The 12,417-nt window shown below is 42.4% G+C and carries 16 protein-coding genes; all 16 read left to right on the forward strand.

All coding sequences use genetic code 11. The features are described from left to right. Positions 1 to 137: 137 nt before the first annotated feature. Positions 138 to 449, forward strand: coding sequence for a hypothetical protein (locus FC85_RS00285; RefSeq protein WP_008212308.1), 312 nt, complete (start codon positions 138 to 140; stop codon positions 447 to 449). A gap of 35 nt (positions 450 to 484) precedes the next feature. Continuing rightward, positions 485 to 1,096, forward strand: coding sequence for a hypothetical protein (locus FC85_RS00290; protein WP_057863586.1), 612 nt, complete (start codon positions 485 to 487; stop codon positions 1,094 to 1,096). 1 nt (position 1,097) lies between these two features. Further along, on the forward strand, positions 1,098 to 1,433 hold the full coding sequence (locus FC85_RS00295) for a CagC family type IV secretion system protein (protein WP_039107126.1): 336 nt from the start codon (positions 1,098 to 1,100) through the stop codon (positions 1,431 to 1,433). Positions 1,434 to 1,453: 20 nt separating this feature from the next. Then, positions 1,454 to 1,816, forward strand: coding sequence for a hypothetical protein (locus FC85_RS00300; protein ID WP_014216295.1), 363 nt, complete (start codon positions 1,454 to 1,456; stop codon positions 1,814 to 1,816). Further along, entirely contained in the window at positions 1,785 to 2,444 is a 660-nt protein-coding gene (gene trsD, locus FC85_RS00305; RefSeq protein WP_046041334.1) for a TrsD/TraD family conjugative transfer protein, read from the forward strand. The genes FC85_RS00300 and trsD overlap by 32 nt, the downstream gene beginning before the upstream one ends. 11 nt (positions 2,445 to 2,455) lie before the next feature. Then, a complete protein-coding gene (locus FC85_RS00310) occupies positions 2,456 to 4,474 on the forward strand; it encodes a VirB4 family type IV secretion system protein (RefSeq protein WP_057863587.1) in 2,019 nt (672 codons plus the stop codon). Next, entirely contained in the window at positions 4,467 to 5,885 is a 1,419-nt protein-coding gene (locus tag FC85_RS00315) for a type VII secretion protein EssB/YukC (RefSeq protein WP_057863588.1), read from the forward strand. Before FC85_RS00310 ends, FC85_RS00315 begins: the two co-directional genes overlap by 8 nt. Beyond that, positions 5,886 to 7,040 (forward strand): phage tail tip lysozyme, encoded by a 1,155-nt coding sequence (locus FC85_RS00320; protein ID WP_057863589.1) that lies wholly within the window; start codon positions 5,886 to 5,888, stop codon positions 7,038 to 7,040. It begins immediately after the preceding gene. A 14-nt stretch (positions 7,041 to 7,054) separates the two neighbouring features. Continuing rightward, on the forward strand, positions 7,055 to 7,672 hold the full coding sequence (locus tag FC85_RS00325; protein ID WP_057863590.1) for a hypothetical protein: 618 nt from the start codon (positions 7,055 to 7,057) through the stop codon (positions 7,670 to 7,672). Further along, entirely contained in the window at positions 7,659 to 8,027 is a 369-nt protein-coding gene (locus FC85_RS00330) for a thioredoxin family protein (RefSeq protein ID WP_057863591.1), read from the forward strand. The genes FC85_RS00325 and FC85_RS00330 overlap by 14 nt, the downstream gene beginning before the upstream one ends. 2 nt (positions 8,028 to 8,029) lie before the next feature. Further along, a complete protein-coding gene (locus tag FC85_RS00335) occupies positions 8,030 to 8,500 on the forward strand; it encodes a hypothetical protein (protein ID WP_057863592.1) in 471 nt (156 codons plus the stop codon). 1 nt (position 8,501) lies between these two features. Further along, on the forward strand, positions 8,502 to 10,055 hold the full coding sequence (locus FC85_RS00340; protein WP_057863593.1) for a VirD4-like conjugal transfer protein, CD1115 family: 1,554 nt from the start codon (positions 8,502 to 8,504) through the stop codon (positions 10,053 to 10,055). A gap of 14 nt (positions 10,056 to 10,069) precedes the next feature. Continuing rightward, the gene (locus FC85_RS00345) at positions 10,070 to 10,444 is read left to right on the forward strand and encodes a hypothetical protein (RefSeq protein ID WP_147008642.1); all 375 of its coding nucleotides are present in this window, start codon (positions 10,070 to 10,072) and stop codon (positions 10,442 to 10,444) included. A gap of 5 nt (positions 10,445 to 10,449) precedes the next feature. After that, entirely contained in the window at positions 10,450 to 11,307 is an 858-nt protein-coding gene (locus FC85_RS00350) for a conjugal transfer protein TrbL family protein (protein WP_157051252.1), read from the forward strand. Positions 11,308 to 11,321: 14 nt separating this feature from the next. Next, positions 11,322 to 11,732, forward strand: coding sequence for a hypothetical protein (locus FC85_RS00355; RefSeq protein WP_057863595.1), 411 nt, complete (start codon positions 11,322 to 11,324; stop codon positions 11,730 to 11,732). A 6-nt stretch (positions 11,733 to 11,738) separates the two neighbouring features. Further along, positions 11,739 to 12,417: DNA topoisomerase (locus FC85_RS00360; protein ID WP_235807811.1), on the forward strand; the 679-nt coding region annotated here is incomplete at its 3' end.

Below are 12,417 nucleotides of genomic sequence, written 5' to 3' on the forward strand. Positions count from 1 at the left end.
CAACGGCAACACCAAACTCGAAACCGGCATGAAGATGGGGGCATGCACTTGTAATCTAAATGTAAAATTAAAAGTGCACCAACGTGCTCATTTAATGGTACAATGAACCCATAATATAGGGAAAGGAGTATTCACATGTGACAAAGAAACAGGAATGGTTTAGCTTAGCTCAAGCTAGTCTCAAGCTTGAACGAGGTAGTACGTACGTGAGTGTTTGGTTAAGACGGCACCCTAACGAGTTGCCAAGTGAAATGCTCATGGAAACGGGCAAAGTTAAATTAATATCTGAAGATGGCATTGAATGGATTAAAAACCACATAAAAAAAGAGGGCGTCCTCGTAAGCAGTGAAGTTGCTAACGGGGATCAGCACCTGGAAGTTACGATTCTAGGTGTCACCCTCCTAACAATCCATTTTACCGGGCGGGTTAGGGGAAAGCTAGTTGTTTAGCGTCCCTAACGCGCTTTTTTTGAGGAGGTGATCCAATGAAGGTAGAAAGCTGGCAAGGCATTAATGGCAAGCTAGTTCATGATGATCAAAAGGCGATTGTGGTTGATGATGACCACGCATTAACTGATCCAAAACAGTTACAAGCAATTTTAGATCAAGACGGTCAGCCAATTGACGAAGTCCGGCAAGCAATGATTAAGAAGACCGTTAAACGCCAGTTGAAGACTGAGCCGTTAAAGCTTAGGGGCTGGTTTAATCGCCATCAAGACCGTCAAAATGCTAAAAAGACCGAAAAATTGGTGAGTGACAAACCGACCCATCAATATAAGCAGATCAAAAATGAAATGACCTTTTTTGGTGAGAGTTTCCTGGAAGGCTTCTTAGGCTTCTATGGCTTAGAAGTTGATAACGCCTTAGGCCGTTACGAACATAATTTGCATGTCTTAGAGGCCCAAGAATTAGGCCAGTCAGAAAAAGAGTATTACTTAGCCACGAGTGAAAACGGCCGCGTCAAATTAGCCACCGACTCATTACCAAGCCAGCAAATTGCTGAGGAACAATTGAACAAGTTCTATCAACATGAGCCAGAAGAAATGCAGGCAGAATCGGTTCAATTACGGTCACAGGAAGACGGAAAGGAGGAATAACATGAAGTTCAGCAAAGTAAAAGCGTTAGCAACTACTGGAGCCACCACAATTTACTTGGGATTGATGAACGCTCAGGTTGCTTTTGCAGCGGACGGTGGCGAAGTTAAAAGTAAGCTCACCCAAGCTGGTAAGACAATTCAAGGTATTTTAACCGGGTTGGTCGTTTTAGTCGGGATTTGTGTCGCGCTATTTATTATTATCAAAAGAATGCCTGACGCAGACGATCCGCGAGAGAAATCAGAGGTTTATCACGCGGTTGGTCGGGTGGCTGGTTTAGTGGCCCTAGCGGCAGCGATTATCTGGCTATTACCTTGGGTTTACAGCCTATTCACTTAATTTAAAAAGGAGCCTGCCAAATGAAGAAAGGAAAAGAATTTATCTTTCCAGAGAACGTAGATAAAGATTACGGGATCTGGAAAGACTACACCTTGAAGGATTTTGGCTATGCGGCGCTGGCAGGACTAGTGGGCTTAATTTTTATTGCGATCCCACCCTATGGTCTGATCTTAGTCCTGATAAAAATAGTGATTGTTGTCTTAGCCATGACGATTGTCATGGCTATTTTAACAATTAGGCCAGTTGCGGCGCGAAAGAATATTAAAGTGCGGGATAACTTTAAGTTGAAACGCCGCTATGCCAATGGTCAGAAACTGTTTTATTTAAAACCGAAGAAGCGAGGTGAACTAAATGCGTTTGAAGAAGAGCAAAACCGCCAATAAAACAGCCAAGCTAGATTGGGATTATCAACCGCCTAAAATCAATGGTGGCAAAGAGACCATTGATGACATGAGCTTGGTGGTGGGTATGTATGGTAATTACGAAGTTACCAAAACCGGTAATCTCGTTGGCATTTTGGAAGTTAGTGGGATCAACCTTGATTTACTTAATGAAACCGAACAACAGGACGTTTTTGAGGACTATGGTGCGTTTCTCATGAGTACCTTAGGTGAAGGCGTTGATGACACGTTACAGTTCTTAGAACCGACGATTCCCGTCAATATGACGGCTTATCTCAATGGTCTCAAACGGCGGTATCTCGCCTTACAAAAAGACCACCCGGAGCAACAGTTCAAAATCCAGCTCATAGCCAGTTACTTGGATCACTTTACTAAAGTCCAAGAATCCAAAAACATGACAACTAAGCAACATCTGCTAATCGTTAAGGTACCGATTAAAGACAAGAGCGTTAAAAGCTTAAACTTAGCCGTCACTCATTTAGACGAAAAGATCGAACAGGTTAAACGAGACATTGAAAATGCGTTAACGGATTTTGATGTGACGGCCAAAGTTTTGACTAGTCAAGAAGTCCAAGAGATTTTAAAGAACTTGATCAATTTTAATGGATAGGGGGAAACAGGATGAGTTTTGGTGATAAGGTCATTGATTTATTTATGCCAACTAAAAAAGAGCATAACCAAGGCAACAGCGACCAAACGGGTAGTAAGCCCAAACCGGAGGTTGAGGATTTTACCAAGCTGATTGATCGCGACAGTTTGCATTCACTATTTCCGTTCAGCTGGGAACAGTACCCCACCTACGTCCAGTCGGGCGAGAATTTTATTCGGGTGTTAGCGATTGCTGACTATCCCAAGCGGGTTTACGGCAACTGGTTGTCAGAATTGAAGCGCAAAAAAGGCGTTATCGATATTGTGCAATATATCGACAGCGCCAGTAACAATTCAATGATTACCTATTACAAGAAGACGATTCAAAATAAGGAAGCGCAGAAGTTAAATACGTTCGACCCGTATAAAAAGAAGATTCTGCAAAATTATATTGATTCAGCCAACATGCAACTAGATAAATACCTTGATAATTCTACCACATTTGTCTATCAACATATGTTGGTTTATCTACGGGCCAACAGTTTAGCAGAATTAGATGACTTAACCGAGAACGTCAAGAATACGTTGATTAAACTACAAATGAAGCCCTTAGTGCCCGTTAAAGCAACCTTTCAAGCTTTCTGGTCAACCATGCCAATTAACGAGAACCTCATGGGGGATTACACCTATAAAGAAAGTAATACTGAAGTCGCCAGCAGCATGTTTCCCTTTGATGACGCCGAAATTCTGGACTTAAAGCCGAGAAGCGATATTGAAGGAGTTAACAAAGACACCAATAGCTTAATTGCCGTGGATATGCTGGATCGCAATAAGACGCTTAACCAAAATCAAGTGATTATCGGGACTTCGGGGGTCGGCAAGACCACCTATATGATCCAAAAAATTTTACGCTATGCCATTCAAGACTATCAGCTCTACATTATTGATCCAGAAAATGAATATACCAAAATTGTCGAAGCTTTAGGTGGCGCAGTCTTGCACTTAACTTCTAATGCGAAGTACAAAATTAACCCGCTACAAATTTTCTCCGAAGAAATCCTCAGCGCTGATGAAGCGGTCACGAACCTTGATTTACTAGTTAAAGATAAAATTCAGCGATTAAAGGGGTTCTTTGAAGTCCTTAAAACTGGGATTACCCAAGTTGAACTGGCAATCCTTGATGATGTCGTTAAACAAGCCTACGTCAACAGTGGCGTTTTGAAGTATAGCCGCTTAAAAGAGATTAAAGACGATCAGTGGCCGACCTTATCCAATGTTTATGACGAGTTGGAAAAACTGGCTGATAAGGACGCCGACAAATTTAATCGGGTTAAAGACTTCTACTACATCTTAGGCAGCTATACCCATGGTTCTAACAGCCTATTTGACGGGCACACCAACGTCAACCTAAAGGGAAAGATCATTTCTTTTGATCTAAAACCACTACAAAGTGAACAGGAAGTCCAATCAGCGGCTTATCTGAATACTTTCCAGTATCTATGGGACGAAATCACCAAAGATCGGCATAGCCGCAAGAAATTGTTTGTCGATGAATTTCACTTTTTAACCTTACACAAAGCGGCGGCCACCTTTTTCCATCAAGCCTACAAACGGTTTAGAAAGTATAATGCTGGGGCGATTGCCGGAACGCAGCAAATTCAAGATGTGATCGAAGGCACGACAGATACCGGGCAGAACATTGGTGAAGCCATTATTGGGAACTCCTACACCAAAGTGTTCTTTGGTCTTGACGGTAAAGGCGTTGATGATGTGATTACCAAGTTAAGAATGACGTTCTCGGATAAAGAAAAGAAGCTACTAGAACGCAGACGACAAGGCGAAGCTCTGATGATCTATGGTAGCCAACGCGCCTTTATGAAAGTTGAATTGACCGAAGAAGAACTACGACTAATCGACCCAGAAGCTTACCAAGAAAAATACAACCGTGAGACAGCCGGACAACCGGATTATCAAAAGCGCGTGGTCTTAACCCCCAGTGAAATTGACGCTTTAACTACCACCGAAGAGGAAGGGGGGACTTTAAATGAGTAAATCAAACCAACTATTAAATATCGAGGTTGGGACATTCAAACGGCAAGGAAACAAGTTGATCCTAGAGCTTAATCACAATCAATTTCGATATGACCAGTTGAGTGAGCTAAACGAATTAAAGGAAGCTGATGCCAATTTCTTACAGTTGGTTAACGTAGTTGAGCAAGACCAGAAGGTTGTTTTAACTTATACCTTGCCGGATAAGGTCAGATCATTAAAGGAATTACCACATGAAAATAAAGCAATCCGGTCAGCAATTGCCAAGGAAATCATGGCGCAACATGTGGTTAACGATAGCCAGTATCACGTTGCGTTGAACCCAGCTAACCTGTGGTATTACCCCATGCAACATGTTTGGTACGCCTACCGGGCCAATGAACTCATGCCTTATGATGACAAGCATAGCAATTTAGCCAAATACAAAGCGCTGATTCTATTTTGCTTGACGGGGACGCCTTACGAACGGCTATTAAGCAATCCTCAAGAAGCCCTGGCCAAACACCCGGACGACTACTTACAACAAGTAGCTAAAGCTACGTCGTTAAATGAGTTAACGGAAGTGGTTAACGGCATTGAGGATTTTGTGAGCTATCACGAATGGCAGGCAGTTGAAACGGCCCAACAGAAAACCAAACAACGTTTATGGTTGAGCGTGGCCGGAGTGGCGATTGTGGCCGTTTTGGCCGTCGGCTTAGTCCATAAAAGTGACGAACGGCAATATCAAAGCTTAGCTAACCAGAACCAAGCCCAGGTCACGCGATTAAAATATAGCGGTCAAATTCAGACCGCTTTAAATGATCAGAAGTGGTCAGAAGCGCAAAAAGATATGAAACGGGCCGGCTATCCTTCAACTAAGCAAGTCAGTGTCTTTTTAAAGCATCGTCAATACCAGCAAGCTTTAAACGTTGACCCAAGTCAGTTGAACAAGGTTGTTAATGCGGCTTATGCCAACCAAGATAGCAGTCAAGTGGCCGATTGGCAGTTACCAACTAAGGCGACGAGTAAGCAAAAGGATCAATTGAAACTCGAAAAAGCGATTGTTAATTATGATACCAATACGCTTAATAACCAATTATCCTTTACGACGAACGCTGATGTTTTATTGAGAATGGGACAAGCTTTCCTCGCCCATAATGATACGCAAGACGCTCAGACTGTCCAAACCAAGTTAGCCGGCGTAAACAGTCCTAAAGCTAAGTATTTAAAAGCCTTGTTAAGTCTCAATGCCGCTAAGAACGAAGTTAGCGACGCCCAAAAGAAGTTAGATGACGCCAACAAGATTGATGGCAGTAAAGATAAGGACAAAGACAAGAAGGTGGATTCGGCTAAGTCGGACTTAAAGAACGCGCAGAGTGACCAATCAGCAGCGCAAAAACAAGTCGATCAGGCCAAGCACAAAGTGGGTGATTAAATGCAGGTATTGTCATTTGAATATAAGAAAAAGAAGTGGAAATTGATTGCTTATATTGTGGGTGGCGCCCTTCTGCTAATCATCTTGCTGATCGCCGCGATTACTGGTCAGCTACAAGAAAACAGTTGTGATAACTCAATCACCATAGAAACACAATTAGATAGTAAGAGCATGACAGAAAATGCCAAAAATATCTATGCGCACTGGAAACAGAAGTATGGTGCCACCCCACAAGCGGCCGCTGGTATCTTGGGGGTCTTACAACTAGAAAGTCGGCTTGATCCCAAGTCCGTTAATTCAAGTTCCGGGGCCACGGGCTTAGCCCAGTGGTTAGGTGGTCGGAAGGATAAGTTGGAAGACTTAGCCCACAAAGAAAACAAACCAGCGACGAATCTTGGCGTGCAGTTGGACTATCTCGATCAAGAATTGAACAGTAGTTACTATGCGTCAAACAAGCAGATCTTTAAGTATACGGACGTGCACAAAGCGACCAAAGCCTGGTTAATGGATTACGAGGGCATGAGTAAGAACCCGGAACAATGGTATCTAAGCCAAAGATACGGGTATGCCGATCACTGGTATTCCGTGTTCGGGGCGAGTGATCCCGTGGCCGGTAATACGTTAGATAATGCAAGTTCAGGAGATCTGACCGAGCTAGGTTGCGATAGTGACCCGAGCTATTCCGGTGGCAGCATTGTTAAAAACGCGGAAAGTATGAAAGGTGACTTCTATTATGTTCAAACCCACCCTAGCCCCGATTTAGGCAGTGATTTAAAGAATCCTAACAAAACCGGCGGAACCGATTGTTCCGGTTTTGTCTGGTTAGCCCTGAATAAGGCTGGTTACAAGGTACCCACAAATATGGGCTGGTTTACCGGCACGATGGCCAGTGACGCCAAAGGCAGCCATCAATATCTGAAACAGATTAGTGAAAATGACGCGAAAGCCGGCGATATTGTGATCGTCAATCAAGGTGTGGGAGCCGGCAACAACGGGCATACTGCCATTCTACTAAGCAAATGGCAAGGCAAAGCCACCAAAATCATTGAACAAGGTGGCGTAGGCGACAAGGTTAACGAAAGCACCTTTGGCACCGCCTTTTATAGCTTACTAAGTGGTAGCGATGTAACGTTAGCCCGGCCAATCAAGAAGTAAGGAGGAACCAGCAAATGAAGCGTAGCGTGGTTTTAAGTATTGCACTTGGTAGTTTGATCTTAATTATGTCATTAGGAACGAATGCCTATCAACATAGCCAAGTTAAGCAGGCGCAACAACAGATCAGTCGCTTACAACAGCAAAAGCGACAAGTTAGTCAGCAATTGACTAAAACCAACCAACAAAAGCAGTTATTGAGCACCCAAATTGACAGTTATAAGACCTACCAAAATAATAAAGATAAAAGTCAGGCTGAACTTAGCTTTAATACGGTAGTCACTAAGTTCTTTGATGTCATGAATAACTTCAAGCCCAAGACCTACGGCCAGCGTAAAGATGGCGTGAAAGACTTGATTTCCGACAAATTGTACCAGCAATACTTTTCAAACAAAGGGACTTATGGTGACAGCAATAGTGTTTCAGCCAAATTAGATCAGCTGAACCTGTATACACAAAGTAAGCAGGGCCAAGATATGAAAGGCTTGGCCGTCGTTAGTTATGAAAGTAAGAGTGGCGACAACGACTGGCAAAAGGCGACGGTACTTTATCAAGTGACTTTCGATACCACCACGGATCGAATCACCGCAGTCCAAAATTTAGGTAGTAGCTTTAAAGCCAGTGAACTTAATTAAACGCGTTGGCAAAGCCTTAGCGGTAATCGTGGTGGTTTTAGCCGTTAGTGGTTTTATTGGTCATCAATATGTTAATCACGTGGAAAAGCAGCGACCAGTTGTGACTTTAGCTAAGCACCCTAAAAAAGTGTTGTTCTTTTACCGTGATGATTGCCCGGATTGCCAAGCTATTTTTCACCGAATCTATTGGCACAACGTCATTAGCCATAACGTTGTTTTTATTAACATGAATCAATCGCAGAATCGGCACTACATTCAGCAATATCAACTAACGGCGGTGCCAACCTTGATTCATGGTAAGCAACGGTATGCCGGTACCAAGCAGTCACAAATTAAACGAATCGTAGGTGATTAGAAATGAAAGATAGAAGCATAGCTGTGATTAAAGCTAGTTGGCCGTATCTACTAACGCTAATCATTGGCTTGTATTTAGCGGAGATTTTGGCCGGATCTGTCATGGCCTTGTCGCGCTATAAACTAACTTTTGCGGATCATATGCCAACGGTGTTAAAGCAGTTAGCCTTACACCCCTGGCGCTATTACAACTTGTATTTGGGCCAAAAGAATCCGGTATTAATTATCGTCAGTATTGCTGTGGTACTATACACCGTCTATTTTGCCTTGAAACGGAACAGCAAGCATAAAGCTTGGGAAACTGCGGACACTGAAACCCACGGGAGTGCGACCTGGGGGAATTTAAAAGAATTAAGTGACCATTACTTTAGTATCAATACTAAAGACCTTACAACGGCGTTTAATAACAGTACCAAGGTAGAAATTCTCAAATCATTGGTGGATCGAGAAAAGTCAGCGAAAGGGGGAAATTAACATGAATGGGACAATTTTAGGAATCGTGGATAAACAAATTGTTTACCAAAATAACAGTACCAAACCCAACCGGAACATCTTTGTGGTTGGGGGCCCAGGATCGTATAAGACTCAATCAGTCGTGATTACCAACCTGTTTAACGAAACGGAGAACAGCATTGTCGTGACCGATCCGAAAGGTGAATTATACGAAAAGACGGCCGGTATCAAACTAGCCCAGGGTTATCAAGTACATGTCGTCAACTTTGCGAACATGGCGCACAGTGATCGCTACAACCCCTTTGATTATATTCAACGGGATATTCAAGCTGAAACCGTCGCCACGAAGATCGTTCAGAGTGAAAATGCCGAGGGCAAAAAAGATGTGTGGTTTAGTACCCAACGGCAACTTTTGAAGGCACTAATCCTGTTTGTCATGAACCACCGGTCACCAGAGCAACGAAATTTGGCGGGCGTAACGCAAGTCTTACAAGAAAATGACGTTGAAGCCGAGGAAAAGGGTGCGGATAGTCCGCTAGATACCCTGTTTCTTGATCTAACCATGTCTGATCCAGCGAGACGCGCTTATGAGTTAGGTTTCAAAAAGGCCAAAGGGGAAATGAAAGCCAGCATTATTGAAAGCCTGTTGGCGACCATTTCGAAGTTCGTCGACAAGGAAGTGGCCGATTTTACCAGCTTTTCGGATTTTGATTTAAAAGAGATTGGCAACGCCAAAGTTGTTCTATATGTAATTATCCCCGTCATGGATAACACTTATGAAAGCTTCATCAATCTGTTTTTCTCACAATTGTTTGATGAATTATACAAATTAGCCGCCGATCATCACGCTAAATTGCCCCACCAAGTCGACTTTATCCTTGATGAATTTGTCAATTTAGGGAAGTTTCCTAAGTACGAAGAATTTCTGGCGACGTGCCGGGGGTACGGTATTGGCGTGACTACCATTTGTCAGACCTTAACCCAGCTCCAAGCTTTGTATGGCAAGGATAAAGCCGAAAGTATCTTAGGTAATCATGCCGTTAAAATTTGCTTGAATGCCGCTAATGATGTGACTGCGAAATACTTTAGTGATTTGTTAGGTAAATCGACCGTAAAAGTGGAAACCGGTAGTGAGAGTACCAGTCATAGCAAGGAAGAAAGCCACAGCAAGAGCGATAGTTACAGCTATACGAGCCGTTCGCTCATGACCCCCGATGAAATTATGCGTATGCCCGAAGATCAGAGCTTATTAATCTTTAGCAATGCGCGACCAGTCAAAGCTACAAAAGCGTTCCAATTTAAACTATTTCCAGGGGCTGATCATTTGGTTAACTTGTCACAGAATGAGTATCAAGGCCAACCAGAAGCCAGCCAGGAAACCAACTTTCATCAAAGAGTAGCGAAATGGAAAGCAAAATTAAAGGAGACTGCTCAAAAAAAAGCCGCAAACAAGATGTCTCAAACAGAGGAGGAACAACAACAGGACAGCCTAGACAGCGACTTAGAGAGAGTTTCAAATAAAGATAGTCAAACAGAGGAGCCAGAAGAAGACGACAACAACAACTTACTTGGATAATGGAGGACATATTAATGAAAAAATATCGCAAATATATAATCGCTGTGATGACAGTGTTGCTGATTGTTGTTGGTCTTACCGCTTGTGGGAAGTCTACAGCACAGGATTTGCAAAGTAATAAATGGTATCTCAACCAAAAAGGACAAAGCTACAAAACCCAATTTAATAAAAAAACAATGATTATTGAAAGCCCCTTGATGAATGTAAATGCCAATTATTCAGTCAGTAATACTTCTGGTAAAGAATATTTAAAAGTAAATACTGATGATGAGAAGAATCAAAAACTTGAATTAACTCAAATTAGCGATGGTTATAAAGCTAAAGCAATAAATAAAACTGCCAAAGCAGATGACGGATTAGGAAGCTTTGAATTGCAAAAAAGGAAGTGATAGATATGTTTGTTTTAGGTGATATTTCAGGACTGGTTCAGGGAGCGATTGCTAAGTTTTTTGAATGGGCACTGTCTGGTTTGTTGGACGGCTTATTCAACATCTGCAAGGCCATTATTGACCAAGCCAATCAAAGCTTGCCAGTTGTTAAAACGTGGTATGCCATCTTCCTGTCCTTTGCGACATCGTTAGTCGTTGTGGTCGTCCTTGGCCGCATTGTGATGACAATTCTAAAAGAGGCAGATGAAAGTACCGATGTTACTTGGGCTAATATCATCATGGACGGGATTAAATCAGCGGCCGTGATCCCGGTCTTCGTGTTCTTACAGGGCTTTATTCAAGGTTCAATTACCTTGCCCCTGCTAAAGTATATGTTTAGTTCTGATCAGCAGTTCACTGCTAAATCAATTACCGGTATGAATAAAGTTCCTGGGTTAAAAGATGTTGGCATTTCGCTACCCTTACAGATTTTGTTTCTGCTAATCTTCACTGTCGTAACCGTCGTGTTCTTTATCAAAATGTGTGTGTTTGTGGCTGATATGGCTTGGTATAACCTGACAATTCCTTTAGCTGCAATGAGCATGGCGACCGAAAGCTTTGATTACAGTGGCACGTGGTGGAAGAAGTACATTTATTACAATGCTTCTATTATTAGCCAGGTGCTTTGTATGTCACTATCAGTATGGTGTTTCACTAATATGGCTAAATACGGGTTTATTGCTTTTATTGCTTCAATCGGATTCGGTTTTCTGGTGGTCAAAACACCTGACGCCGTTAAAGACTTTTGGGCTTCAACCGGTGTGACTAAAAGTGCTGGTATGGGTACCATGAGAATGTTTCAAAATTATTTCCGTAACCACTAGGAGGAAAAATAGTTATGAAGAAAATCGCACACTGGTTATTGGAAAAAGCCAAAAAAGATATGCGAACCGATCCTTTTACAACACCTTCCCGGCGGACTAAGTTGTCTTACTATTTTGATAACTTAGTTAGCATGGTCTTCTATATAATGGGAATTTACCTCATGTTAATGGATTTATACCAAGAGCTTTTCACGGCGAACCATACCGATTTTTTAGGAACTGCACTAATGGCCTTAGTTTTACTGCTGGGTGGCTTATTATTCCGTTGGTCAGCCTATGCAGATTTCAAAGCCATCAACCGGTATCAACAATATTTAAAGCAACAATCGATAGAGCAGCAACAAAAATTGCGCCGTGAAACTTGGTTAAAAGCGGTTGAACAAGGCAAAACAGAATTAGAACAGAAGCTTAATCATAAGGAGTGAATGAACATGACCACTGTTATCTTAGCTGAAAAACCCAGTCAAGCCCGTTCATACGTCCAAGCCTTTCAAAAGAGCACAAAAAAACAGGGTTACTATACGGTTAGCGACCCTGTTTTGCCCGAGAATACGCTTGTCACGTATGGTCTCGGACACTTAGTTGAACTAGCCACACCGGATAAATATGATCGGAAATACCAGCAGTGGGCCTTATCTAATTTACCGATTTTCCCCGATAAATACAAGTTTGAAGTGTCAGCTAATAAAAAGGACCAATACGGGATCGTCAAAGACCTGTTAACGAAGGCCGATACCATTATTGTTGCCACCGATAGTGGCCGAGAGGGTTCTAATATCGCCTGGTCAATCATGAACAAAGCCCAGATTGACGTTAAAAAGAAGACCATTAAGCGGCTATGGTTGAATAGCCTAGAAAAAGACGCCATTATTACCGGATTCAAAAATCTTGGTGATTGGCACAAAGATTATTTGGCTTATAAAGAAGCCCAAACTCGTCAAATTAGCGATTGGTTGATCGGCATGAATGGTAGTCCCTTATATACTTTGTTATTAAGACAAAACGGGGTACGTGGGGTGTACTCGATTGGTCGCGTGCAGACGCCAACCTTGTATATGGTCTATCAAAGGGACCAGGCAATCAAAAACTTTAAGCCAGAACCTTATTTTG

Origin of the sequence: Lentilactobacillus diolivorans DSM 14421, from assembly GCF_001434255.1 — a bacterium.
GTDB lineage: Bacteria > Bacillota > Bacilli > Lactobacillales > Lactobacillaceae > Lentilactobacillus > Lentilactobacillus diolivorans.